Origin of the sequence: Francisella noatunensis subsp. noatunensis, from assembly GCF_009823375.1 — a bacterium.
Lineage (GTDB): Bacteria > Pseudomonadota > Gammaproteobacteria > Francisellales > Francisellaceae > Francisella > Francisella noatunensis.
Map to the genome: position 1 here is coordinate 1 of NZ_WBSX01000001.1, position 25,819 is coordinate 25,819.

The window sequence follows — 25,819 nt, forward strand, 5'->3', positions numbered from 1 at the left end:
GTGCTATTGTAACAATGGTCGATAGAGCTAGCAGATTTACTATTTTAGCCAAGTCTATAGATAGAACAGCTAATTCAATCAATAGAATATTGTACAAAGTATCTAATGGTCATAAAATATTAACAGCTACATTTGATAATGGTAAAGAGTTTGCTAAACATAAGAAGCTAACTAGCAAGACTGGCATCAAAGTATTCTTTGCTGATCCATACAGTCCTTGGCAAAGAGGTACTAATGAAAACATGAATAGGTATATCAGACAATTTATACCTAAAGGTACTAACTTTAACAATATATCTCATCAATACATTAGAAGTTACAGATAGACTTGAATAATAGACCTAAGAAATGTTTAAATTACTTGACACCTAATGAAGTACATTTTGGTATCTCTATAAACATTGAGAATACAATCTAGCATTTATAAAAATGTTGACAATATAGCTCCATTTGAGAGAATTAAAACATATTTATGTTGAATCAAATAAATCATTGTATATAGTTGCTTCTTGTTTTTAGCCATATGTTTTTGTGTCTGATGTGTCGAGGGTGCTTATACATGTTTATCGAATAGGATAGTAAGATGATAAAAAGGTATGACGTAGCAGAAATCTCAAAGATTTGGGCAGATGAAAATAAATATGCAAAAATGCTTGAGGTTGAGTTAGCAATTCTTGAAGCTTTAGAGGACAAAATGGTTCCTAAGGGTACGGCAGCTGAGATTCGTGCTAAAGCAGAGATTAGACCTGATAGAGTTGATGAAATCGAGAAAGTTACCAAGCATGATATTATAGCTTTTTGTACTTCAATTGCTGAGCAATTCACTGCTGAAACTGGTAAGTTTTTTCATTTTGGTGTTACATCTTCAGATATTATCGATTCAGCTCTTAGCTTACAGATCCGTGAGTCAATGGAGTATGTTGTTAGAGACTTAGAGTCTTTATGTGATTCATTATTGGCAAAAGCTCAAGAAACAAAAGAAATTATCACAATGGGTAGAAGTCATGGTATGTTTGCAGAACCTATGAGTTTTGGTCAGAAGTTTTTAGGAGCGTATGTTGAATTTAAACGTAGGCTAAAAGATCTTAAAGAATTCCAAAAAGATGGTTTGACAGTACAGTTCTCAGGTGCGGTAGGTAACTACTGTATTTTAACTACAGAAGATGAGAAAAAAGCCGCTGATATTTTAGGTTTACCTGTTGAAGAGGTATCAACACAGGTTATCCCAAGAGATAGAATCGCTAAGTTAATATCTATTCATGGACTTATTGCTTCTGCTATTGAGAGATTAGCAGTAGAGATTAGACATTTACATAGAAGTGATGTTTTTGAAGTTTATGAAGGTTTTTCTAAGGGTCAAAAAGGTTCTTCAACTATGCCGCATAAGAAAAACCCAATTTCTACCGAGAATTTAACTGGTATGGCAAGAATGTTAAGATCTCATGTGTCTATAGCATTAGAAAATTGTGTACTATGGCATGAAAGAGATATTTCTCATTCTTCAGCAGAGCGTTTTTACTTACCAGATAACTTTGGTATTATGGTTTATGCTTTGCGTAGAATGAAAAATACAATCGATAACCTTGTAGTTCAAAAAGATATTATCGAAGATACAGTAAGAAGTACGAGTGCTTATTTATCAAGCTTCTATCTACATTTCTTAGTAGCAAATACACCATTTATGCGTGAGGATTGTTACAAAATTGTTCAGCAAGTTGCTTTTGATCTTAAGCAAGGTGAGTCATTCTCTAAGAACTTACAAAAAGTCATGCAAGATGAGCATAGTATTATTTTAGATGTTCCAGAAATGGATTTTGAGGGTATCAAGAAAACTTATCTAAAAGAAATTGATCATGTTTTTGCAAGGTCAATCAAAGTTTAGAAATGGTTTGTAACCGGTTTCAAATTATCTCTTCACTGTAAATATATATCTTTGCTGGATGTCGATGTAGTATCATTACATAAAATTAATATCCTAGTGTAGACATTATTTAAAACAATATTATACTAAAGTAGTATATTTATTATTGATATTGTCTTCTATTTATTATGCTGTATAAACAAATTAAAACGGTTTTGAAAATTCCTAAGCATACTGTATATACACTTGTTATATAGTTTGTTATTAGGTTTTTTATCACTCACAATTCCTGTTTCAGTTCAGACATTGGTTAATCTGGTCGGCGTTAGTTTGTCTATTAGGCCAGTTATATCGTTGATAACTATTTTGTTTATCCTGCTAACTGCGGCTTTTTTTGTGAGGATTTTTCAACTAAAGCTTGTTGAGGATATCCAAAGGAAAATCTTTGTAGATGAAGTGCTACGAGTAATAACTGCTATCTATCGAGTTGATTTTAATAAATTAGATAAGATAAATGTTCGCGAGAAAATTAACAGGGCTTTTGAACTTAAGTTTTTGCAAAAGTCGGTATCAGTTATTTTTATAATCCTTTTGGATATATTCTTATAGACTCTTTTTTGTGTAATTATTTTAGCGTTTTATCATCCATTATTTTTAGTCTTCGATATTTTATTGATTACTTGTATCATACTGTCAATATTTGTGCCGATGAACGCTGGGTATAAAGCAGGACTTAAAGAGTCGAGTAATATTTATGATATTGTTGACTCTCTTGAAGAGAAAACAGCGGAGTTTTTATCATTTAAACAACGACCTCTAAATAATTCTATGAAAAAGGTCGATACCAAACTATGTAACTATTTAGATGCTAGATCTAATTTCTTCGGTGTTGTCTTTAGACAACATGTTTACATAGGTTTGACATATATATTCATAAATATTCTATTATTAGGTATCGGTAGTTATCTTATCATAAATGGACAATTATCTATCGGACAGTTGATTGCTGCAGAGCTTTTGGTCAATATAGTTTTACTTGGATTACTGAAGTTTAGTCAATACTTATATGACTGTTATGGCTTTCTTGTTGCAGTGCGCAAGATTCTAGATTTATTGGAGATTTCTCAAGAAGATAAAGTGCGTGCAGAGCATAAAGAGGCTAAGCTGACTGATAATGTTGTATCATTGGATGTTGTATTGGCAGATGATGAGCAAAAGTACACTTTTGATTACACTCAAAATCAGTTTTATGAACTTTGTTTATCTATAAATAGCGCACAAAAGCTTCTAGATTCATTCTTTGATGATGATTCTCTTGGAGTAATAAAATTAAATGGAGTTTGTCTGACAAACTACTCGAAGCAAGAAATTAGTGACAAAATCCATATTGCTAGTGGTATAGAGGTCATTGCTGGTACTGTGCTTGATAACTTATGTGAGAGTGATTTTTCTCAAGAGAGACTTGGGTATCTAAGTGAATTATTAGATGTTTTCGGTGTTAATTTTCTTGAAAAGCATTTTGAAAAAGAAATTGACTCACAAACTATCAAATACAATTTAGAGTTTAATACGATGGTAGTATTAAAGATGAATTTGATAAGAGCTATTTTAAAACAACCTAAGCTATTAAAAGCTAGATTGTATTCTCAATGTTTATAGAGATACCAAAATGTACTTCATTAGGTGTCAAGTAATTTAAACATTTTTTAGATTATATTGTATTGAACCATTATATTGTAAATTATCAGAATAGAAGTTTATATCTATAGTTGAGTTATAATCTACAAATTTATCATTGGTATATTGTCCAACATTGGTATACTGATTTGCATCCAATACTTGGCTATTTATAGCTTTTCCAGTACTGTTTCCCGGAGATATACTGAATGATATTGGGACTGAACAGTTATTTATAATAATTTGTGATCTTGCATCAGCGTAACATAATTCAGTTAAGGACGAGCTTAACGTTAAAAAAACAGACTGAGCTTTTTCTTTTTCATGTCTATAAAAAATAAACTAAATAATAGTAATACTTTAGCTTAGTGTTAACTCAGTGACTATATGTATACAGCAATGTCTATAGTGAAAGTATTCATATGCTTGTTGTTGTATAATTTTTGATATGAATACTCTGGACCTATTAAGACATTGTTGTCAAAATATGCACGTTGAGTTGATAAAATTAGCTGGTTTTTGATTCCAGATGGAGATTGACCAAATAGCAGTGGAGATGCTGGTAATGACATCGGTATATTAGCAGAATTATATGTCTGCCCATATGATACACCAAAGTTTGTGTTTCTTCCGCCAAGTTCTAATGAATAGTTTGCTGCAGCATACCAGCCTCCAGCCAAGACATTTTGATTACTACCGTTAAAGTCTTTTCTATTTGTGGTACTTGCCCAACCTGTTCCTAGGTTTAAAAAATCGCCACCTATAGTGTAAGTTAGGTTACCATTAATATTGAAACTACCTATATTGTCACTTGAAGAATTTTGATTCTCCAGAAACTTACTAAAAGAAACATTACCAGCTCCTGCAATATTAAATACATAGCCTGTATTAAAGCCAACTGCCAGTGTCTCAGTCCAACTTTCTGCGTAGAATAATCCAGTTAAAATTTAGATGATTATCATCAGATCCAAAGACAGCTATATTAGCATTTAGAATGTCATTTTTATAGTTTAATGATATGTTGGTTGTTCTACCCGGTGCCAGAAATCCTGTTATACCACCAGTCCATGGTCCACCACCAAAAGCACCTACTGATAGTTTACTTCTTCCAGCAGTTACAAATAATGGTGATGTATCTAGATTACCAAATATAACAAAAGCATTGCCTAAGCCAAAGTTATTAAGCTCACTAGTGCTGATATCAAATTGAGCGGTCACGTAGTGTCCGACATTGGCTAGAAAATATAATGTAGAAGATGTTAGAAAAATATTTTGATAGAGTATAGCCATTTGAGATTCCCTCGCTACCAGACCATACTTGAGCATTGACTTCTATTTTTCCGCCTAAAAATATAGCATAGTCATCAAATTTGTTGCGTTGTCCGATTACCGTAGATGAGAATAAACTGCCTGATATCATTCCTATAGGTATACTATTATTACCTGAGTAGGTTCCTAAAATGTTACTTGTCCTCTGGTTGTAATGGCTGGGGCATTTCCGACATTAATAGCACCATCATGAGTAAAGATACCGCCTGCTAGGGTATTTCTTAAATCTATGATTGAATTATTTGTATTTATACTTGTGCTGATTTCGTAAGCATTTGTACTATTTTCAAATATTAGGCTTATATCATTAGGGTTTTGGTCGGTTATTTTTGAGTCATATGTTGTTAATCGATTGGAGTCTAGTGTGTTTTCTTCCATATCACTAATATCAGCTTGTAATTTACGTATCTGCTGCTGTAGTTCAATGATAGCTTCTTCATTTAAGCTAAGCTCTTGACCATTAGTGTTTGAAAAAGCTGTGCTGTAAGATAATAAAATAACTATACATATAATTATAGGCGCTGTAATTTTAGAACTCATAAGAATGTTATTGTATTAGAAGTAACAAATTAGAACTTATACAACATCATAATGATAATCAATATCATTTGTAGCAGATGAATAAATTAGATTATCTATTCAATAGAATAGGCTTAGTACTCTCGCCAGGGAATAGTTTTTGTAATAATAGTAATGCTATTAAATACCCTGGTATGGAAATAATACCACCTAGTGCGAAAAGCATTGAGTAACCAATATTCGCAGCTAAGAAACCACTAAGTGACATTCCTAGTATATAGATTAGAAGTTCAGCACATACTAAAACTGTAAAGTCAGTGCCTGCTTGATCTTTTGAGCTAAATTTCATGAATATAGTATATAGAACTATCATCTCCATAAGTCGAGAAGCCATATTCAATAATACAATACCAAAGATAAATATTTGATTATCAATGCCATAAAAACTTATAAATTCTAGAGAGAAATAGCAAGAGCCTCTGATTACTGCCAATATTGTCAAAAGAATAGTTTCTTTATAAAAGTTAAAGAGATAACTAATAACAGCTGCACCACAAACACCTATTAATGCACTACCAGTTCCCATAACTATGCCTATCGTTGTTAGCGGAATATGAGAATCTACCAAAAATGATGATTGCATTCTCATAACCAAACCTTCACAGGCTCTGTAGCTCAAACACATAAGTAACAATATTCTGGTTTCTTTTCTACTAAAGAAAGACTTTAGAGATGGTATGTGGTGCCGGTATTCTTCGTTTTGATGATTTTCATTTATAAGAAACATATAGGCACAAATGCATAAACTTATCAAAGTCATATATAGAGTAATTTGATGCCAGCCTAAAATTTTGTATAGCGCAATTAGAGATGCTCCACCAATCATGCTACCTAGAGTAGTGCCAATTACTCTACAAAAGTTGCTCCACTGTAAGCTTTTAGCTTTTGTTTGTTCTATTGAAAATCCATCAATTGCTATATCTTGAGTTGCTGCAATGGAGGATAGCAAAAAGGCAAATAAGAAAATATAGTTGGTATAGTCTTTTGGAGTGTAAATAGAGAATATTAAAAATAGACTTATGGTCAAAAATTGCATTACAATAAACCAGCTTTTTCTTCGGCCTATTTTTTTGATATATAACCTATCTACATAAGGAGCCCATAGGAATTTGATAACCCATGGTAATAGTAAAATACTAAAAAGGCCTATTTTTTCTAAAGAGACTCCTTCAGAACGTAGAATCGTTGGTAGTCCAAAAGTACAGAAATATAGTGATATAGCTTGTGCTAAATAAAGAATAGTTATATCAAGTTGTTTTTTCATATCAAGTTATCTTCTATTAGAATTTGTTGAGCTTTTTCCCATGCTGAGCATGTATTAAACTGCAATACAGCTAAAGGGCATACCCTTAGCCATTGCTGGAGCATTGATCTTTTTGATCATAATAGGATCATTTGTAACACGAATCATACCTAGACACCATTTAGCAAGTTCAGGTTTAGACTCTTTAAACCATTTTGCTTGTTTTAATCGTGCTTTATGCTCAAACTGATATTGTTCAGAAAAAGTACTAATTACTAAGAATTTTTGTTGTTTCTTTAGTATTTGAGAACATTTATCTAACCAGCTAAGTACATCTTTATAGCTTGGGGAGCTACCGAAATGCATTTTAACTATTGGCCATTTTGAAATATCGCAGTCTATCATAATGTTTCACCCTCTATAAAAGAGCTCTTTGAACACTAAATAGATATGCTTGTTTTTCAGGTAAGGCTATCTCACCAAGATTTGAATATCCAATTTTATGAGCTATTTTTTGAAAAGGGATCACTCTAACATCAGGTTCAAAGATAACTTTAGTAGCGTCAAGCATATCAAAGCAGTATTTGCTAAGAGCTTCTACAAGTAATTTAGAATATCCCTTACCTTATAGCTTCTTCAGGGCCAATTAGCAGGTGCCATCCATATTCATTATCATCAGTAGAGAAATAATTGGCGATACGATCAGTCTGTGTGTTATAAATTTCAGCATAGGCGATTTCTGAGTTATCTATCGATAATATAAGTAATTTTTGGTTAGGCTTTGAAAGCATATTGCAAAAATGTTTTTTTAGCTCGGACTTTGATTTATTCAGGCTCCAGAATTTTGCTACGTGAGGTTTATTCATCCATGAGTGAATAGTATCTAAATCATGTTCTAAGTCAAATGCTCTAAAAGACACTCTATTATGCTTGAATAAGTCCTTATCTATATTTTTGGTGCTTTGAGCAAGATAAAGAGGATTATCAAGTTGACCTGTAGATATTACCTTAGGTCTTGCTGAATAATCACTATATCCAACTTCAAAAATTCTTAGCCTATTTAGACATAGTTTTGTAAAAGTTGGTTTATATAGATCAAAACGTTCAAAACGAGATTTTAGCTCAGGATTGCTTGTCTGATATTTTTGTATACATTCATCTAATTTTTGATAGAAGTAAAGTTCGGGGTAGTTTAGTTTGTCTGCTAGTATCGAAGAGATATATCTATAATGAACAACAAATAATCCTGTATGAATAAATTGCAGAAGGTAATCATCTTCAACTTGAGGAATGGCATCTTTTACCTGTTGTGGAAGGGATCTTAGCTCATCAACAGGATTTTTGCATATATTTATATCATCGACAAAATCTTTCATCGCTAGACCAACAGGGAGATTGTCCTCTATGATTAATATACTATTTTCTCCATGAGGAGAGAAAACCATGCCATATTTGTATAAGAAATGTAGTAGAGCAGGGACAGTATTTTCAAAAAACATTTCTAGCCATTTATCAATATCTAAAGATGATTCTTTGATCATTTCACAAATAATACTTTTACCATTAGCATCAACATAAGTTAAAGCGGCCATTGTTATAGCCTGTTCACTACTTTTAAGTCTAGTGTGAATACTTTCTCTCCAGATTGCCCCTAACTGCTCTGTAAAGTAGTATGGTACCTGAGGAACTTCAGACTGATAAGGATGATGGCAGTAGGCACTAGCTAACTCTCCTAGAAGTATGAAATTTTTTTTAGCTAAAAACTCATCTTTTTGGACTATATTCTTAACCCATTGTGTAAGCATTGGAGCATTAATTGTTTGATCTTTAGGTAGGCTTCTATAAACCGCGGTATTTAGTATATTTAGAGGTAGCTTTATACTGTGTTTTTCAGGATGAGAAATATTAGACATAGTTCTTATTGACTGCATAGCTAAGTATTGATCGGTAGACTTACCAAGAAATATAATATCTTTATCAGCTATATATTTCGTGAACTGTTGCATTACAGCATTTTTCCACTGCCACGGATGAACAGGTAAAATGTAAAAATCACTAGGCTTTTTACCATTCATCTTTATAGTTTTATTGAAACTGAGTAAGGTTTCTGAGTTAATTTCTTTATTGGTAATTTGTAGATAATCAGTACTTGCTATAGATGAAAAAGTTAAGAAATTTTTGTTTACGGCAATCCACACTAAATTGATGATTTTTTGCATCTCTGGAGCGTAGTTTGCATAGTCTGATGCATTAAAGCCAATACGACCTTTATTAATCACAAACCAGGGATGACCAGTCATGTTCCCTTCTATGTAGGCATATGGAAGTTTGTAGATGTCTTTTGCTGAGATGTTATCTTTTTGTAAGATAGCTATATCAGCATATATTGTATTATTTAGCTCTTTTATGAGGTGTGCCATTGTGACAGAATCAATATTTGTTATAGGTAGTGTATCAATGATAAGTCTTATAGCATCATCAGCAGGTTTTGTACTATTACTCTCGTGTCTTGTTATGGAGTCCTTTTCAATAGTTAAGTTACCGTATATTCTTTGTATAGCCTTAAATTTGTAGCATAGATCTGAGTTTATCTCTAGGGTATATACTTCTTGATCTATATCTTTTTGTAGTGGCTTAAAAATTCCTTCATAGCTAAATTCTGAAATTATCTTTTCTAATAGTCTTGTGCTAGCTATCTTGTAATAGTTTATTTCATTTTTCATATAAATAGTCTCCTAATATTTTATGCGACTTTAATATTTGCTCTTTGTGTTAAGTATTTTTTTGGAACTCCAAAGGTTGAGAAAATCGTTCGAGAAGATACTTTGTATATCTCCTTGTTAAGAAGAGTATTTACTATCACAGCATTTCTATAACCTCCTAACCCTAAATCAGGAGTACCTACACCATGAGAGTTGATCTCAGTATTTTGGACAAAAATGTTTAAAGACGTATTTTGCGTGATTATTTTATAATCACGAGATATTTTGAGATTATTGCTATCATCTCGTTGAATTAGTGCTTCTATATTTTTGAGGGCATTATTTATATTTGCTTTATATCCGGTTGCTGCAATAACTCTATCTGTTGCGATTGAGAACTCTTGATTTTGCTGACTATGATAAAAAGAGCAGAGAAGTTTATCTTGTGAGTTATCAATATTTAGGCATTCACAGTTTGCAATCAATTCAGCATTGTTTTTATTTTCTATAGATTGTTCATAAAGGACATCATAGATATCTGATATTGTTTCAGCACTAATTCCTTTATAGAGTAAATCTTGTTCACTTAGAAGTTTAGGCTTTTCTAAATTAGGTAGGTTATAAAAATACTCAATATAATCAGGTGAGAAGTGTTCTAGACCAAGTTTAGAGTACTCCATTGGGAAAAAGCCTTTACTTCTAGTTAGCCAGCTAATTTTTGTAGAATCATCTTTTGACTTCATCAAATCTAAAAATATCTCTCCAGCACTTTGACCAGAACCTATCAGCGTTATGTGCTGATCTTTTAGAGCTTGGCTCTTTATATTCAGATATTCACTACTATGGTGAATGTTCGCTTTATTCTGAAGTTTACTTGGCAAATATGCAGATGTGCCTAACCCAAGTACAATGTTCTTTGTTAAGTATTGTTGCTCTAGATTATCTTTATCTTTTAGTGTGATGCACCAAGCCTCGTTCAGAGAGTCTGTTTGATGCTCTATATTTATAACTTCAAAGCCAAATTTACAAGAATTACACTTTTGTGATACCCACAAGCAATAGTCGTTATATTCTTGTCTAGGTATAAAGAAATTTTCTTTGAAGTAAAATTTATACATACGGTTTTTTTGATGTAAGTAATTTAGAAAAGTAAACTCACTAGTTGGATCAGCCATAGTTACTAAATCAGCCAGAAATGGTACTTGTAATGTTGTCCAGTTCATCATCAAACCAGGGTGCCAAGAGAAGTTTTCTTTTTTATCAAAGAAAAGGCAGTTGATAGGTTTATCGTTTAATAATGCTGCTAGTCCAAGATTAAAAGGACCAATTCCTATGCCAATGATGTCATAGATTTTTATATAACCTCCTTAAAAGGATTGTTTGTATTTACATAAATAGATTGATTAGTTAAAGGAGCTTGTAGTTCATCAAGTCCACTAAGTCTTGTGCGTAGATTAGCCTTTAGAGGTAATTGATCTATATTCAGAATCTTTTTGATAAATTTATCGCAGGTTTTATACTTTTCTAGGAAGCCCTCTAAGAAATCTATAGTTATTTTTATTAAATCTTGTTCGCTAATATAGCCAGTATTTGTAACGGCTTCTATTATTGAAAGAAGTTGATTCACAATGAAGTAGTAGCAAAAATGATGATCTATAAAGTCCTCAGATTCTCCACATAGACTACTGATATCTCCAAAATTAGCTTTTTTGAGCTCTGGATGATCTTTTATATAATAATATCCTTGGCTATCACGATAATAGCTTTCAACAGGTAGTCCATGCTCTAGTTTGACTAGCAAGTTTTGTTGATGAGCTTCTAGAGCAATACCATATTTTGAGTACAGCCAAAGTATAGGGGTAATAGCCACTGTTAAGTAAGTCTCAAACCAATAGATAGCAGCTTCGTAAGTAGAGATATTATTGTGTACGCTGAAGTATTGAATTAATGAACTAATACGCGTAGCTTCATTAAATGGGTTGGGTTCAGTTAGACTTGCAATACATGCAATATCATCTTGAGGATTAAAGTTAGCACTGCGTATAATGCAGATACTCGGATCAAAAATTTTATTATTGACTTTTATTGCACAATAAGCAGGATCTGTAATTAGCTTAAAGAATGGGAACTCATTATTTAAGATAATCTGTAAATGATTTGTATATAGTTTATGAACTGTCAAACTTCTGTTACATTCTTTGGCCAAATTCGTTCTTACTGAATTTATTATGGCGATATTTAGCGAGAATTTCAGCATAATGTTGGCTTGTGGAGAGTACACAGTTCTAACAGAGGTTGTTGGATAAAACCAAGGGCCTGTTATGCCAATATCTATTATCTTTTTTTGAGCTTTATACTTTTGGATTTCATTATGTTTTGTCAAGTATTTTGCTTGCCAAGGATGTACAGCAAATAATTGGTAATCTTTATCAGATTTATAGTATATACTCTCATTTTTCAGGAAGTCTGAAAAAATCTCATCTGTATTTTTTTCAAGTAATGATTGTGATTCTAAAATATCTTTACTTATATACATATAATAAAGCTGAAACTTGCCATTTGTTTCTGGAGAATATTGTACGAACTCTTCCTTAGAAAAGCCTTCTCTACTCTTAGGATCTAGTTGTAATCTATGACCTCTTATTAAGTTTTGCTCATTTGTGATAAATGAGTTTTCATATCCAAAGGCATCATCAATTTTGTGTTTTCTGTAATGTAATATCTGAGCAATATTTGTTGCGGAGTTGGTTATCCTCTCTAATAACTCATCGAAGGCGATTGCATTAGAGCTTTCTAACTCCTTGCTAATTAAAAATACAGCCTCAAGAGGGTCGAGCTTTATTTTTTCATCTTGTTTTACTAAATAGCATGGTAACTCCCATATTGGTGATTTTAATATTGGAGAAATTTTTACATTAGTTTCAAAACTAGAATCTATAGATTTCAAAAAGATATTAAACTTATAACCACCATCATTGTTTTGGGATAATTCATAATTGTTAAACTCACGGTAGTAACAATTTAAAAAATTTTTTAGAGTTATTCTATTTGCGTACTTATTCATTGTTGGCTTGCCTCTATTTGATTTTTGACTAAGTTGCCATAGTGTTTTATTTGCTTGAGACAGGCACTTATCAGTTCTGATGTTATCATTGGATTAACTAAGGTGATTTTTAAGTAAATATTCTTATTTATTTTTGTCTGAGCTATAGCAAATTTGCCACTATGAAATATAAGCTTATGAATCTCTCTATTAATTAAATTTAGAGTGTTAGAACTTAAATTTTTATCATAATACCTAAAAACAATTGTATTTAGATGATTGCTTAAATGTTGTTGCTCTTCAAAGGCTAGTTGTAGGCTATTGTCTTCTTCTACGGTTGTTATCGTTATATTTGTAATCTCAATTATATGATCGATCCATTTTGCAAATAACTCAGTACCACTATTTTGCAATGAGATAAATATTTTTAGAGCATCAAACCTACGAGTTGTTTGTATCGATTTATCTACTAAATTTATAGTATCAAAGCCATCTTCATCAGGGTTTAAGTAATCAGCATGGTAGCTCAGAAGCTTGAATGCTTGTTTATCTTTACAGAAAAAAGCCCCACAACTTACAGGCTGAAAAAATAGTTTATGAAAATCAATAGTTACAGAATCAACAAGTTCAAGACCTACTAGTCGATCTTTGTGTTTATTTGAAAGTATTAGAGCTCCGCCAACAGAGACATCTGCATGAACCCATATGTTATGTTTATTTGCTATTTCTGCTATTGACTTGATATTATCAATACAACCAAAGTCAGTATCTCCAATAGTTGTAACTATACATATCGGAATCAAGTCTTGTACTTTCAGAGAGTCTATTCTTGAGGCTAAATCTTTAACATCTAATTTAAGATTCTCATCTGTTTTTATTAGTTTGATTGAGTTTTTACCTAATCCTAATATTGATAGAGATTTGTGCACAGAGAAGTGCGTTTTTTCTGTGCATAAGATACGAAATTTATTAGCAATATTTGGCAAGCCTAAATCTGCTATTTTATGATTTAGAACATTTTCACAATAATGATCTCTTGCTAAAAGTAGTCCCATTAGGTTTGACTGAGTTCCACCACTTGTAAATATACCATCTGAGCATGGATTATCTTTGTAAATTAAAGAGCTAAACCAGTTAATAACAGCTTGTTCAATATATGTGGCAATAGGGCTTTGATCCCATGAATCCATAGATTGATTTAGAGCTGAGATAAATATTTCAGCAACTAATGAGGGTAACATTACAGGGCAATGTAAATGAGCCATAGAAGTTGGAGAATTAACATTCAGCGAATGTTTAAAAAACTCGCTAAGCTGATTCTGGATTATATTCTCTAATTTTTTAGGTTCTTTATCTATCTTATATTGAGCAGTTAATCCTTCTAGTTGCCTTGCCTCTTGCCCACTAAAAATATTAGAGCTCTTTAAGTTGGCTGTGATTATTTCTAAAGTATCTTTTATACTTTGTTTATATGCATTAGTACTTTCTATAGAGTTGTTTAGAAAGTAATTATCAAGATTTAAACTCATATATTCTCCTTAATTGAGTCTTCTAATATTTGAACTACTTCATTGATTTGTTCAATAGTTATTGTTAAAGGAGGTAATAGTCTAATAGTTCCTCCAAAGCGACCGCCTAACTCAACTATCAATCCCATGTCAAAACAAGTTTTTTTGATTGCTAGAGCTTTTTTTCCATCAGCAGGCAAGCTACCGATTGAGTCCGGCTTTGAAGGTATATCAACTATTTCCATACCAATCATCAAGCCCGAACCGCGAACATCACCAATAATGTTATATTTGTTTTTTAGGCTATGGAGTTTGTAGAGTAGATAATTACCTTTTTTACTTACTTGTTTTAGGAAGTCAGTATTGTTTACTCTTTTTAGAACAACGCTTCCTGCAACCATTGCAAGCACGTTACCACGAAATGTTCCTGTATGAGCACCAGGCTTCCAAGTATCTAAATAACTTTTGTATAGTATTACAGATATTGGCAATCCTCCACCAAGTGCTTTAGATAGAACAATTACATCTGGATCAATACCGGCTTTTTCAAAAGCATATAAGTATCCCGTTCTGCCAATACCACACTGAACTTCATCAACAATTAGAGGTATATCTAGCTCTTTAGTTAGCTCTCTTATTGCCTTTAACCATTTTACAGGAGCTGGGATTACACCTCCTTCACCTTGGACGGGTTCCAGTATGATTGCGGCTGGTTTTTTTATACCACTTTCAGGATCTTTTAATAAGCGAGAGATCATTTGAATATTTATGTCTATGCTTTGTTCATCTTTTAGACCAAAAGGGCAACGATATGAATAAGGGTAGGGTAGGAAATGTACATAGGGAGTAAGTCCGGCAATATCTTGTTTTGGTTCTAAATTACCCATAAGAGAAAGTGTTCCATGAGTCATACCATGATAGGCACCATGAAAAGCAATTATATTCTCTCTACCTGTTGCTGTTTTGCACAGTTTAATTGCTGCCTCAACTGCATCAGAACCACTTGGGCTACAAAAATGAATTTTTGTTTTGCCATGATAAGACTGGGGTAGAGTATTTAGTAGCTCTTCCATAAAGCTATGTTTTTCTTCTGTAAGCAAGTATAATGTATGTATCGGAACCCCGTTGTTTAGAGTTTGTGATATGGCATTTGTAATTTCAGGATCATTGTGTCCAAGAGCAATAGTTCCAGCTCCCGCTAAGCAATCTATATATTTTTTATTCTCAATGTCTGTTAAATAAACACCTTGAGCTTTTTTTATAACTAAAGGATTTTTTCTAGGATAGCTTCTAGCATTAGACTCCCAAGTTGCTTGATTTTCTAACATCGTTTGTTGTGATTGTAAATTCATATTTTATCTCTGCTTTTTATTTATTGATAATGATTATCATTTATATTATATTTAAATGCAACATGAATTAGCAAAAAAATTATGAAAAAACAAATCAGTGTAGCAAAATTTGGTGGAACTAGTGTCGCAACTATCGCAGCTATATATAAATGCGTTGACATAGTCAAAAACAATGAAGATATAAAAGTTGTTGTTGTCAGTGCGCAAGCTGGAGTTACTAATTTATTAGAGAGGCTTATAAAAAGCGATATTTATGGCTATAAAAAAATATTTAAAGACCTTCATCCTATCATAGATCCTATTGTTGAATCTGTTCTGCCAGCAGAGAGTTCTAATGTAGAGAGTCTATTTAGTGAGCTCGAGGAGCTTTGTCAGAGACTGTATGTAAGTGAAGAATTAGATTTACGATTACAGTCACAGATCTTATCTTTTGGAGAGAGGGTTTCAGCATATATTTTTAATCAGGTTTTGAAAGTGCAAGGCATAAATTCAGAGTATGTAGATGCTCGAAAAATTATTAAAGCCGATCGTAGCTATATTGAAGCTAAGCCTTTATTAGAAAACATAAAAAATCAGACGAGAAAATATCTTTCTGATCCGGAAAAGATATATGTCATGGGCGGCTTTATTGGTTCAAACTTAGATAATGAAACAATATTGTTAGGTCGAGGAGGGAGTGATTACTCAGCAGCATTGATTGCTGAGGCTATAAATGTAAATATGCTGTATATTTGGACAGATGTTGCAGGTATACATCAAGCTGATCCAAGATTGATACCTAAATCTCAAGTAATAAGGCAGATAAACTTTGAGGAGGCTATTGAATTGATAAGTTTTGGTGCTAAGGTTTTACATCCTGATACACTTTGGCCTGTAATAAGAAGTGGAACAAAAGTATTTGTCGGGCCAACATTTGATCCCAATAAAGGAGGAACTTATATCGTAGATAATCAAGAGTTAGTTAATAGAGATGGAGTGAGAGCTATTACAGAAAAGCATGAACAAATTCTGATGAAAATAAAACTTCAAGATAGAGATATATCAGATGTGGCTCCTGATATTTTTTTCCTGCTAAAAAAATATGGAGTAACGCCAGTTATAGTTAGTTTGAGTGACAAAGAATTCTCATTTGTTATTAATAGACTTGATAAATTTATAGAAAATTCTGTAATTAGTGATTTAACTACCTTACATCTTGATTGTTTTGAATTTGAGCGTAATTTATCTTTAACTGCCTTAATTGGAAGTGGTTTAGATAAGATACCTCAGTTGTTTAAGGACCTTTCAGATAGGCTGGGCATCTCAAGTACTAAGCTGGTTGGTTATGGAGCTAAAGGTAATAGCTTATATTTTCTAACAGAGAGCGATAATACTCTCTTGCAAAGAGTGTATGATGAAATTTTCAAAAATTAGAAGTCACTTTTTTAAGCAAGATTTACATTTAATATATATATTTAGACTGTGGTCAACCATTTCAGCTCCAAGAGATTCAACTATTTTTTTCTGCATGGCTTCGATTTCTTCACTATAAAATTCTTGTATTTTGTTACATGAGACACAGATGATATGATCATGGTGATCTCCTTGATTTAGCTCATACATAACTTGATCAGAGTTTAGCTTGAGTCGGCTTATTATTCCTGCTGATTCAAACTGATTAAGTACTCTATAAACTGTAGCTATGCCTGTACTACTTCCTTGAGATTTGAGCTTAGAAAAAACATCATCAGGACTAAGGTGCCTGTCGGTATTTTCTTCAAAAAGTTTAAGTATTTCAACTCGTGGTTGAGTAATCTTAAAGCCATATTGTTTTAGATCAAAGTTATTTGAGTTCATCTTATGTTGTTTATAAATTATGTATAAAATTCTAATATTAAAGATTATGTGAAAAGCTTGACTAAGTAAAGCCTTTAGAGGCTATAGTGTTTTACGATTTTAGGTTTTTGTAGTTCTAATAATTATTTTATAGTATCTATAAGCTTTTAAATTTCTTATGACTTTGTACTTAAACTCTAATTGTGCTATCATTAACGAACTAATTATTTTTATCAATCTTTTTCTATGAGCGCTAATGTTTATGCAGAATTTGCACCAATATTGATATTCCTTATCATAGCTTTTGGTTTGGGAGCAGCATTTGCAATGATCGGTAAAATTTTATCGATGATTGTTGGAGCTAATAACCCGAATGCAACAAAAGGTGAGACTTTTGAGTGTGGATTTCCAACCTTCGGAGATGCTAGAGAAAAGTTAGATGTCCGTTTTTACTTAATAGCGGTACTGTTTTTGGTATTTGATTTGGAGTTGGCGTTCATTATTCCTTGGGGTATAAATTTAAAGGCTGGTGCTGGAATGCCTGCTATTTCAAATCATGCTTTTTTTGCGATGATTATATTTTTGGTGGTACTATTCTTGGGCTTGATATATGCCTGGAAAAAAGGAGCTTTAGAGTGGGAATAGGTAACGAGAATAAAGGTTTTATAACTGCAAGTGCTGATGCACTTATAAATTGGGTGCGCACTGGTTCATTGTGGCCTGTAACTACAGGTTTGGCTTGTTGTGCGGTTGAGATGATGCATGCTGGTGCTGCTAGGTATGACTTAGATAGATTCGGTATTGTTTTTAGACCATCTCCTAGGCAATCAGATGTTCTTATCGTTGCTGGTACACTTTGTAATAAGATGGCTCCAGCGCTACGTCAAGTCTATGATCAGATGCCAGATCCTAAGTGGGTAATTTCTATGGGTTCGTGTGCAAATGGTGGTGGATACTATCACTACTCTTACTCTGTGGTGAGAGGGTGTGACAGAATTGTTCCTGTGGATATATATGTTCCAGGGTGTCCTCCGACTGCTGAAGCGTTGGTTTATGGGATAATACAGCTGCAGAATAAAATTATTAGAAAAGATACTATAGCGAGGAAGTGATCGTGAATACTAGATTACAAGATCATTTTTATAATGTAGAAAAAATATTAAATGGCTTCGGTGTTGAGTGTTATGTTGCATATGGTGAGATTAATGTTTCTATTAAAGATCAGCGTGACACACATCTTGTGCTAAGAAAGCTTAAAAAAGAGTATCACTTCAAGCAACTTACTGATATCACGGCTGTTGATTACTTGACTTATGGTCAGTCTGATTGGCAAGTGGGTAAGACTGTTTCACAAACAGGTTTTTCAAGAGGGAGACAGCAAGATTTTAAGACTGCTGATGTCAATAATAGGTTTGAGATTATTTATCAGTTGTTAAGTATGGCGAATAATGTTCGAGTTCGTGTTAAATGCAAATTAAAAGATGCCCAGATTATTATGGTTGACTCGGTTGAGGATCTTTGGCCTTCAGCTAATTGGGCTGAGAGAGAGGTTTATGATATGTTTGGGATCTATTTCAACAATCATCCAGACTTACGCAGAGTGCTTACTGATTATGGATTTGTGGGACATCCTCTGAGAAAAGATTTTCCTCAGATTGGTTATGTGGAAATGCGTTATGATGAAAATCTTGGTAAGGTTGTTTATGAGCCTGTAGAGATCGATGATAGGGTCAATGCACCAAGAGTAATTCGCAATCAATAAAATTATGGGTTTGTAACAATGGCAGAGTATAAAAATTATACACTAAATTTTGGTCCAGTTCATCCTGCTGCGCATGGTGTTCTTAGACTTATTTTAGAGCTAGATGGAGAGACGGTTGTTAGGGCTGATCCGCATGTTGGCTTACTTCATAGAGGAACAGAAAAACTTGCTGAGTTTAAACCATATAATCAAGGTATTGGCTATATGGATAGGTTAGATTATGTCTCGATGATGTGTAATGAGCATGCTTACGTGATGGCAATTGAGAAGCTTTTGGAGCTTGAAGTTCCTGAAAGAGCTCAGTATATTCGTGTGATGTTTGTCGAGATGACAAGGATTCTTAATCATTTGCTTTGGGTTGCTGCGTGCGGTATCGACTTGGGTGCTATGACAGTGTTTCTATATGCCTTTAGGGTTAGAGAAGACTTGTTTGATTGTTATGAGGCTGTTTCTGGTGCTCGTATGCATGCTGCATATTTTAGACCAGGAGGTGTAGCTAGAGATTTACCAACACAAATGCCACAATATAAGCAAACTAGATTTACAAGCAAAAGAAAAACTAAAAAAATCAATGCTAACAGACAAGGTAGTATGTTGGACTTTTTAGATTCTTTTGTTGTTGATTTTGATAAATCTCTAGATGAGATAGATACGCTTTTAACAGATAACAGGCTTTGGAAGCAAAGAACTGTGGATATTGGTGTTGTTACAGCAGAAAGAGCGGTTGAGCTTGGTTTCACTGGGCCGATGTTGAGAGGTAGTGGTGTGGCTTGGGATCTCAGAAAATCTCAGCCCTATGAGGTTTATGATAAGCTTGATTTTGATATTCCTGTTGGTGCTAATGGTGATTGTTATGATAGATATCTTGTTAGAATGGCAGAAATGCGCGAATCAAATAAGTTAATTAAACAGTGTGTTGATTGGTTACGAGCTAATCTGGGACCTGTTCTTTCAGATAATCATAAAGTTGCACCTCCAAAAAGAAATACAATGAAAAATAATATGGAAGAGCTTATTCATCATTTTAAGCTTTTTTCTGAAGGTTATTGTACTCCTGAGGGAGAGGTTTATGTTGGCACGGAGCATCCTAAAGGTGAGTTTGGTGTATATATTAAGTCTGATGGAGCAAATAAGCCTTATAGACTTAAGATGAAAGCGCCGGGATTTACTCACATAAGTGCTATGGATGAGTTATTGTCAGGGCATATGTTAGCAGATACTCCAGCGATTATCTCTACAATAGATGTTGTGTTTGGTGATGTAGATAGATAGAGGAAAAAGATGTCTTTAGTAGATTTGATATCGCCACAAGCGAAAGAAGATATAGACAGGGTTTTGAGTAAATTTCCAGCGGATCAGCGTAGATCTGCGATTTTGGAAGGGTTGCATATTTTACAAGATCAAAATGGTGGTTACTTAACGGATGATTTACAAACAGCTCTTGCTGAATATTTACAAGTTAGTAAAGTTGACGTTTATGAGGTCGCTACGTTTTACTGTATGTATGAACTAAAGCCTGTGGGTAGACATAAATTGAATTTATGTACAAATGTTTCGTGCATGTTAAATGGTGCGTATGATATATTGGCGCATATTGAGAAAAAACTAGGAATCAAACCCGGAGAGACTGCGAAAGATGGTCGTATAACTCTAAAAGAAGTTGAGTGCCAGGGAGCTTGTTGTGGCTCGCCTATGCTTGAGGTTGACAAGATTTTTTATGAAAATCTAACTATAGAAAAAGTGAATCAAATAATTGATTCTTTGGAGTAGTTATATATGGCAAATGAAGTTTGTTTTCGTACCCTACACTTAGATAAGCCGTACAGCTTAGAGTCTTACTTATCTGTAGGTGGTTATTCTTATTGGAATAAAATTTTAACAGAGAAGATTCCGCCTGAACAGATTATTGAAGAGCTTAAAATATCAGGGCTTAGAGGTCGTGGTGGGGCTGGTTTCCCTGCGGGTCTTAAGTGGAGTTTTATGCCACGTAATACTCCAGGTCAGAAATATGTGGTTTGTAACTCTGATGAAGGGGAACCAGGTACTTGTAAAGATAGAGAAATAATGCGTAACAATCCGCATCAGTTAATAGAAGGTATGGCTATCGCTGGATATGTGGTTGGTGCTACAGCCGGTTATAACTATACACGAGGAGAGTTTTATGAGCCTATTGCAAGGTTTGAAGATGCCTTGATAGAGGCTTATCAAGCAGGATTGTTAGGATCGAACATTAAATCTTCTGGTATTTCATTTGATTTATATTCTGCAATTGGGGCAGGAGCTTATATTTGTGGTGAAGAGACAGCATTACTTAATTCGTTGGAAGGCAAAAAAGGTCGCCCAAGATTTAAGCCACCATTTCCTGCTTTCAAAGGTCTTTATGGTAGACCAACTAACATAAACAATACTGAGACTTACGCATCAGCACCAGTAATTTTACAGCATGGTGGTCAATGGTTTAAGAATCTTGGAACTGAAAAAAGCGGAGGTACTAAGCTTTTTTGTATCTCGGGCCATGTCAAGCATCAAAAAGTAATGGAAATAGGTTTAGGCACTCCTTTCAAAGATGTTTTAGAAATGTGTGGCGGTGTTCGTAATGGTCATAAATTAAAGGCTGTAATACCTGGAGGGAGTTCTTCTAAGATTCTTACGGGTGAAGAGATGCTTAAGGTTACTATGGACTATGAGTCTATAGCTGAAGCAGGCTCTATGCTAGGATCTGGAGCAGTAGTTGTTTTAGATGAAACAACTTGCATGGTCAAAACACTAGCTAGATTAGCAGATTTCTATTATGAAGAGTCTTGTGGCCAATGTACGCCATGCAGAGAAGGTACTGGTTGGTTAGCTCGTACATTGCATAGAATTGTTGCTGGTGAAGGAAAGCCTGAAGATATCGAAACTTTAGTGAGAGTAGCAACTAATATAGAAGGGAACACTATTTGTGGTCTTGGAGATGCTGCGGCATGGCCAGTCCAAAGTTATATAAATAAATTCAGAGAAGAATTTGTATATATGATTGAAAATGGTGGTAAAAGTATAGTGGATCAATAGTTGATTGAGGTAGTTCAGTGTCAGACAATAAAGAATCCAAAAAAATAAATGTAGAGATTGATGGTAAAAGCTATGAGGCTTTGCCAAATCAGTCAATAATAGAAGTAGCAGATGCCAATGGTATTTATATTCCTAGATTTTGCTATCACAAAAAGCTATCTGTAGCTGCTAATTGTAGGATGTGCTTAGTTGATGTGGAAGGTGCAAGACGTGCTTCCCCTGCATGTGCTACTCCAATTATGGATGGCATGAAGGTCAAAACTCGTTCTGAGAAGGCTTTACAGATGCAAAAAGACGTAATGGAGTTTTTATTGATAAATCATCCATTAGATTGTCCGATCTGTGATCAGGGTGGAGAGTGTGAGCTTCAAGATATTGCTATGGGATATGGTAATACGACTTCTGAGTACCTTGAGACAAAAAAAGCTGTTGAAGATCCTGAGCTAGGATCTTTGGTTGCTACCGATATGACTAGATGTATTTTATGTACACGCTGTGTTCGTTTTGGTGAGGAAGTAGCTGGCGTCAAAGAATTAGGTGTTATGGGTAGAGGAGATCATTCTGCTATCAGCACATATATTTCAGGAGATATGGTCGACTCAGAAATTTCAGGCAATATCATTGATCTTTGTCCTGTCGGTGCTTTGACATCTAAGCCTTTTAGATTCAAAGCAAGAGCATGGGAACTAAAACAGTTCCCTACGGTATCGTCAGGCGATGCTTTGGCTACAGATATTAATGCACATGTCTATCAAAATAAAATTGTCAGAACTGTTCCTAGAGAGAATGAAATAACTGGTACGTGGATAGCTGATAGAGATAGGTTTGAATACTCTGGACTATATAGCCCAGAAAGAATTGAAAAGCCGATGATTAAAAAGTCTGGTGGTTGGGTCGAAGTATCTTGGGAAGAGGCGCTTGATTTTGTTAAGGTAGCAATTGAGAAAACCAAAGAAAAAGACGGTGCTGATGCTATATCAGCTATTGTATCAGAGTCAGCAACATCTGAAGAGATGTATTTAATGAAAAAGCTCTTAGCTAGTGTTGGATCAACTAATATTGATGGTAGAGTAAGACAGTATGCTGATATACCGGGGATAAGTGCTGGTAAAGGCTTTAATTGTTCATTAGATGATATTCGTGAAAGTGATTTTATTTTGGTTTTTGGATCAAATATTAGAAAAGAGTATCCATTAGTTAATATTGCGGTTAAAGATGCTGTAGAAAAAAATAATGCTAAAGTAGTGGCTTGGAATATCTGTGATTATGATTTTAACTATGATGTTAAACAAGTCAAACTAGCTGCTGATAATATTCAATATATTGCATTATCTTTATTAAAAGCGATTTTTGTAAGAGCAAATTTGCCATATGGTGACTTGGATGAAATTTTGAGAAAAGTTGATCCAGCAGCAGAAGTTAGAGAAACTGTAGATAGAATTGTTGCATCAGAGAATCCAAAAATCATTGTTGGCCAAGATATTGTTAACAGTAGTGGCTTTGAAACAGTATTTAGTATTTTGGAAATATTAGAAAAAGTTATTGGTGTAAAAGGTGGTGTGCTGGCTAGTGATGTTAACTCGGTGGCAGCTGAGAGAGTATTTAGCTCTTCTAAATCTAAATTTAGTACATATAAATGTTTGAATCGTCAAACAGCTACTAAGCTTTTATTTACTGCTCATACTGAGTTATCTAAAGATTGTTTATACGGTGAGCAGAAGCTAAGAGAGGCTCTTGATAATATTGATATCGTTGTTAGCTTTACTGCATTTGCAGATAAGTTTACAAAAGATGTCTCAGATATTATTTTGCCTGTAGCTACTCACTATGAAACAAGCGGAAGTTTCGTTGATTTATTTGGCAATACTAAAGAGTTTAAGCAAGTAGTAAAACCATATGCTGATAATAAAGAGCTATGGCGTGTATTAAGAGTTGTTGGGAATCTGTTGGGATTAGAAGGTTTTGAGTATAATTCAATATCAGAAGTTACTAATGATACTTATGCTCATAGGGCTAGAGTTGGTATTAATCATGTAGTGCAGATTCTTAATGCAAATCTATATTATCAAAAAGATATTGCATTTGTTGCATCAAATTCTATGTATAGTACAAATAGTTTACTTAGAAGAGCAGAACCTTTACAGAAAACTCGTGATGCTAAGCGTTTCTCTGGAGTTAGAATTTCACGAGAACTGGCTGATGAAATTGGTCTAAAAGCTGGAGTTGGTGTTGTTAAAATCTATGACATTGATAATGAGATAACGCCAGAAGTAATTGTTGATCCTAGTTTACAGGCTAAAAATATTATGATACCAAGATCATTGTACAAGGTGTTTTTATCAGGTGATAATGTAAGTATTAAGCTTGTGAAGGAGGTTAAATAATATGCTAGCATATATATTATGGACAGTGCTTTATGTGTTGTTAATAGTTATTCCTCTTATACTTGTAGTTGCTTATTATACATATGCTGAGCGTAAAGTTATTGGTTATATGCAAGATAGAATAGGTCCAAATAGAGTAGGATCGTTTGGATTGTTACAGCCGATATTTGATGCTTTAAAACTTTTTCTTAAAGAGATTATTGTCCCAACAAATTCAAATAGGTATTTGTTTTTCATAGCTCCGATATTAGCATTTGCTCCTGCTTATGCTGCTTGGGCAGTTATTCCTTTTTCAAAAGGTGTAGTATTGTCAGATATGAATTTGGGGCTTTTATATATATTAGCAATGACATCTTTCTCAGTATATGGGATTGTAATAGCAGGATGGGCATCTAATAGTAAATATTCTTTGTTTGGTGCTCTTAGAGCAGGTGCGCAGGTTGTATCTTATGAGTTAGCTATGGGATTTGCAATCGTTGGTGTTGTAATTGCAGCAGGATCTATGGGAATAACTGGGATTATTGAATCTCAAACTGGAGGTTTGTGGCATTGGTACTTTATACCTTTGTTCCCATTATTCGTAGTATACTTCATCGCAGGTATTGCTGAGACCAATAGAGCGCCTTTTGATGTGGTTGAAGGTGAGTCAGAAATTATTGCTGGCCACCATATTGAGTATACAGGATCTAGATTTGCACTATTCTTTTTAGCAGAGTATGCAAATATGATTTTAATTAGTATTTTAACTTCAATTATGTTCTTAGGTGGTTGGTGCTCACCGTTTAAGGCGACTCCCTTAGAAGCTGTATTTAGCTTTGTGCCTGGGGTTGTATGGTTGTTTGCTAAAACTGGTATATTTATGTTTATGTTCTTGTGGGTGCGTGCGACATTCCCTAGATATAGATATGATCAAATCATGCGTCTAGGTTGGAAAATATTTATACCTTTAACATTTGTTTGGGTTGTAGTAGTGGCTTGTATGGTTAGGTTTGGTGTAGGACCTTGGTGGTAAAAGGATAATATTATGAGAAATATAACAAGTTTTTTTAAAACCTGTCTACTTTGGGAACTTCTAAAAGGGATGAAGGTCACAGGTAAGCACTTTTTCACACGTAAGGTTACTGTGCAATATCCTGATGAGAAAACTCCTATATCTAATAGATTTAGAGGGTTGCATGCCTTAAGACGTTATGAGAATGGTGAGGAAAGATGTATTGCTTGTAAGCTATGTGAAGTTGTATGTCCAGCATTAGCAATCACAATTAACTCTACTGAAAGAGAAGATGGATCACGTAGAACATCTAGTTATGAAATAGATTTATTTAAGTGTATTTTTTGTGGTTATTGTGAAGAGTCTTGTCCAGTAGACTCTATTGTTGAGACTAATATTCTTGAGTATCATTTTGAAGAGCGTGGTGAAAATATTATGACAAAAGCTAAGCTTTTAGCTATTGGTGATAAATATGAGGCACAGATAGCAGCGGATAGATTACAAGATAAGGATTTTAGGTAG

At 33.8% G+C, this 25,819-nt stretch carries 20 protein-coding genes and 3 pseudogenes; 13 read left to right on the plus strand and 10 right to left on the minus strand.

The features are described from left to right. From F8C69_RS00005 to F8C69_RS10295, 3 genes and pseudogenes are all read left to right on the plus strand, one after another. Positions 1 to 418 (plus strand): annotated as a pseudogene (locus tag F8C69_RS00005) (IS30 family transposase); the annotation flags it as partial. 165 nt (positions 419 to 583) lie between these two features. Beyond that, positions 584 to 1,882, plus strand: a complete 1,299-nt coding sequence (gene purB, locus F8C69_RS00010; protein ID WP_159183700.1) for an adenylosuccinate lyase — start codon at positions 584 to 586, stop codon at positions 1,880 to 1,882. A 167-nt stretch (positions 1,883 to 2,049) separates the two neighbouring features. Then, positions 2,050 to 3,490 (plus strand): annotated as a pseudogene (locus tag F8C69_RS10295) (ATP-binding cassette domain-containing protein); the annotation flags it as partial. 431 nt (positions 3,491 to 3,921) lie between these two features. On the opposite strand, the pseudogene fslE reads toward F8C69_RS10295, so the two are convergent. The 9 genes and pseudogenes from fslE to F8C69_RS00060 all read right to left on the minus strand — a co-directional run bounded on the left by fslE (position 3,922) and on the right by F8C69_RS00060 (position 15,294). Continuing rightward, positions 3,922 to 5,407, minus strand: a pseudogene (fslE, locus tag F8C69_RS11125) (rhizoferrin import outer membrane protein FslE). Between the two features lie 91 nt (positions 5,408 to 5,498). Further along, positions 5,499 to 6,710 (minus strand): MFS transporter, encoded by a 1,212-nt coding sequence (locus F8C69_RS00030; RefSeq protein WP_159183701.1) that lies wholly within the window; start codon positions 6,708 to 6,710, stop codon positions 5,499 to 5,501. A gap of 54 nt (positions 6,711 to 6,764) precedes the next feature. Further along, on the minus strand, positions 6,765 to 7,094 hold the full coding sequence (locus F8C69_RS00035; protein ID WP_234384214.1) for a hypothetical protein: 330 nt from the start codon (positions 7,092 to 7,094) through the stop codon (positions 6,765 to 6,767). A gap of 13 nt (positions 7,095 to 7,107) precedes the next feature. Beyond that, complete coding sequence (locus tag F8C69_RS10320; protein WP_234384213.1) at positions 7,108 to 7,260, minus strand: hypothetical protein; 153 nt, start codon at positions 7,258 to 7,260, stop codon at positions 7,108 to 7,110. Positions 7,261 to 7,309: 49 nt separating this feature from the next. Beyond that, positions 7,310 to 9,412, minus strand: a complete 2,103-nt coding sequence (locus tag F8C69_RS00040) for a GNAT family N-acetyltransferase (protein WP_234384212.1) — start codon at positions 9,410 to 9,412, stop codon at positions 7,310 to 7,312. A 20-nt stretch (positions 9,413 to 9,432) separates the two neighbouring features. Then, positions 9,433 to 10,749, minus strand: a complete 1,317-nt coding sequence (locus F8C69_RS00045) for a lysine N(6)-hydroxylase/L-ornithine N(5)-oxygenase family protein (RefSeq protein ID WP_159183762.1) — start codon at positions 10,747 to 10,749, stop codon at positions 9,433 to 9,435. Beyond that, on the minus strand, positions 10,746 to 12,455 hold the full coding sequence (locus tag F8C69_RS00050) for an IucA/IucC family protein (protein WP_159183702.1): 1,710 nt from the start codon (positions 12,453 to 12,455) through the stop codon (positions 10,746 to 10,748). The genes F8C69_RS00045 and F8C69_RS00050 overlap by 4 nt, the downstream gene beginning before the upstream one ends. Next, positions 12,452 to 13,963, minus strand: coding sequence for a pyridoxal phosphate-dependent decarboxylase family protein (locus F8C69_RS00055; protein ID WP_159183703.1), 1,512 nt, complete (start codon positions 13,961 to 13,963; stop codon positions 12,452 to 12,454). The genes F8C69_RS00050 and F8C69_RS00055 overlap by 4 nt, the downstream gene beginning before the upstream one ends. Beyond that, on the minus strand, positions 13,960 to 15,294 hold the full coding sequence (locus F8C69_RS00060) for a diaminobutyrate--2-oxoglutarate transaminase family protein (RefSeq protein WP_159183704.1): 1,335 nt from the start codon (positions 15,292 to 15,294) through the stop codon (positions 13,960 to 13,962). The genes F8C69_RS00055 and F8C69_RS00060 overlap by 4 nt, the downstream gene beginning before the upstream one ends. An 81-nt stretch (positions 15,295 to 15,375) precedes the next feature. On the opposite strand from F8C69_RS00060, the gene F8C69_RS00065 reads away from it, so the two are divergent. After that, positions 15,376 to 16,707, plus strand: coding sequence for an aspartate kinase (locus tag F8C69_RS00065; protein WP_159183705.1), 1,332 nt, complete (start codon positions 15,376 to 15,378; stop codon positions 16,705 to 16,707). 3 nt (positions 16,708 to 16,710) lie between these two features. On the opposite strand, the gene F8C69_RS00070 is transcribed toward F8C69_RS00065, so the two are convergent. Next, positions 16,711 to 17,130 (minus strand): Fur family transcriptional regulator, encoded by a 420-nt coding sequence (locus F8C69_RS00070; protein ID WP_159183706.1) that lies wholly within the window; start codon positions 17,128 to 17,130, stop codon positions 16,711 to 16,713. A 225-nt stretch (positions 17,131 to 17,355) separates the two neighbouring features. Between F8C69_RS00070 and ndhC the strand changes: the two genes are divergently transcribed. From ndhC to nuoI, 9 genes are read left to right on the plus strand one after another with little or no spacing between them, the layout of a single operon-like run. Next, a complete protein-coding gene (gene ndhC, locus F8C69_RS00075) occupies positions 17,356 to 17,754 on the plus strand; it encodes an NADH-quinone oxidoreductase subunit A (protein WP_159183707.1) in 399 nt (132 codons plus the stop codon). Further along, positions 17,745 to 18,221, plus strand: a complete 477-nt coding sequence (locus tag F8C69_RS00080; protein WP_003017394.1) for a NuoB/complex I 20 kDa subunit family protein — start codon at positions 17,745 to 17,747, stop codon at positions 18,219 to 18,221. Before ndhC ends, F8C69_RS00080 begins: the two co-directional genes overlap by 10 nt. Positions 18,222 to 18,223: 2 nt before the next feature. Beyond that, positions 18,224 to 18,871, plus strand: a complete 648-nt coding sequence (locus F8C69_RS00085; RefSeq protein ID WP_192189639.1) for an NADH-quinone oxidoreductase subunit C — start codon at positions 18,224 to 18,226, stop codon at positions 18,869 to 18,871. 18 nt (positions 18,872 to 18,889) lie between these two features. Continuing rightward, entirely contained in the window at positions 18,890 to 20,143 is a 1,254-nt protein-coding gene (locus F8C69_RS00090; protein WP_159183709.1) for an NADH-quinone oxidoreductase subunit D, read from the plus strand. A 9-nt stretch (positions 20,144 to 20,152) separates the two neighbouring features. Further along, complete coding sequence (locus F8C69_RS00095) at positions 20,153 to 20,641, plus strand: NADH-quinone oxidoreductase subunit NuoE family protein (protein ID WP_159183710.1); 489 nt, start codon at positions 20,153 to 20,155, stop codon at positions 20,639 to 20,641. A 6-nt stretch (positions 20,642 to 20,647) separates the two neighbouring features. Then, positions 20,648 to 21,922 carry an NADH-quinone oxidoreductase subunit NuoF gene (gene nuoF, locus F8C69_RS00100; RefSeq protein ID WP_159183711.1) on the plus strand — a complete coding sequence of 425 codons (1,275 nt, stop codon included), beginning with the start codon at positions 20,648 to 20,650 and terminating at the stop codon, positions 21,920 to 21,922. Between the two features lie 17 nt (positions 21,923 to 21,939). After that, on the plus strand, positions 21,940 to 24,306 hold the full coding sequence (gene nuoG / locus F8C69_RS00105; protein ID WP_159183712.1) for an NADH-quinone oxidoreductase subunit NuoG: 2,367 nt from the start codon (positions 21,940 to 21,942) through the stop codon (positions 24,304 to 24,306). A gap of 1 nt (position 24,307) precedes the next feature. Next, entirely contained in the window at positions 24,308 to 25,318 is a 1,011-nt protein-coding gene (gene nuoH, locus F8C69_RS00110) for an NADH-quinone oxidoreductase subunit NuoH (RefSeq protein WP_159183713.1), read from the plus strand. Between the two features lie 12 nt (positions 25,319 to 25,330). Further along, complete coding sequence (gene nuoI, locus F8C69_RS00115; RefSeq protein WP_159183714.1) at positions 25,331 to 25,819, plus strand: NADH-quinone oxidoreductase subunit NuoI; 489 nt, start codon at positions 25,331 to 25,333, stop codon at positions 25,817 to 25,819.

Excerpts from the sequence above, each read along its gene's own strand:
- purB (WP_159183700.1), top strand. The coding sequence starts at position 584 with ATGATAAAAAGGTATGACGTAGCAGAAATCTCAAAGATTTGGGCAGAT.
- F8C69_RS00030 (WP_159183701.1), bottom strand. The coding sequence starts at position 6,710 with ATGAAAAAACAACTTGATATAACTATTCTTTATTTAGCACAAGCTATA.
- F8C69_RS00035 (WP_234384214.1), bottom strand. The coding sequence starts at position 7,094 with ATGATAGACTGCGATATTTCAAAATGGCCAATAGTTAAAATGCATTTC.
- F8C69_RS10320 (WP_234384213.1), bottom strand. The coding sequence starts at position 7,260 with ATGCTTGACGCTACTAAAGTTATCTTTGAACCTGATGTTAGAGTGATC.
- F8C69_RS00040 (WP_234384212.1), bottom strand. The coding sequence starts at position 9,412 with ATGAAAAATGAAATAAACTATTACAAGATAGCTAGCACAAGACTATTA.
- F8C69_RS00050 (WP_159183702.1), bottom strand. The coding sequence starts at position 12,455 with ATGAATAAGTACGCAAATAGAATAACTCTAAAAAATTTTTTAAATTGT.
- F8C69_RS00055 (WP_159183703.1), bottom strand. The coding sequence starts at position 13,963 with ATGAGTTTAAATCTTGATAATTACTTTCTAAACAACTCTATAGAAAGT.
- F8C69_RS00060 (WP_159183704.1), bottom strand. The coding sequence starts at position 15,294 with ATGAATTTACAATCACAACAAACGATGTTAGAAAATCAAGCAACTTGG.
- F8C69_RS00065 (WP_159183705.1), top strand. The coding sequence starts at position 15,376 with ATGAAAAAACAAATCAGTGTAGCAAAATTTGGTGGAACTAGTGTCGCA.
- F8C69_RS00070 (WP_159183706.1), bottom strand. The coding sequence starts at position 17,130 with ATGAACTCAAATAACTTTGATCTAAAACAATATGGCTTTAAGATTACT.
- ndhC (WP_159183707.1), top strand. The coding sequence starts at position 17,356 with ATGAGCGCTAATGTTTATGCAGAATTTGCACCAATATTGATATTCCTT.
- F8C69_RS00090 (WP_159183709.1), top strand. The coding sequence starts at position 18,890 with ATGGCAGAGTATAAAAATTATACACTAAATTTTGGTCCAGTTCATCCT.
- F8C69_RS00095 (WP_159183710.1), top strand. The coding sequence starts at position 20,153 with ATGTCTTTAGTAGATTTGATATCGCCACAAGCGAAAGAAGATATAGAC.
- nuoF (WP_159183711.1), top strand. The coding sequence starts at position 20,648 with ATGGCAAATGAAGTTTGTTTTCGTACCCTACACTTAGATAAGCCGTAC.
- nuoH (WP_159183713.1), top strand. The coding sequence starts at position 24,308 with ATGCTAGCATATATATTATGGACAGTGCTTTATGTGTTGTTAATAGTT.
- nuoI (WP_159183714.1), top strand. The coding sequence starts at position 25,331 with ATGAGAAATATAACAAGTTTTTTTAAAACCTGTCTACTTTGGGAACTT.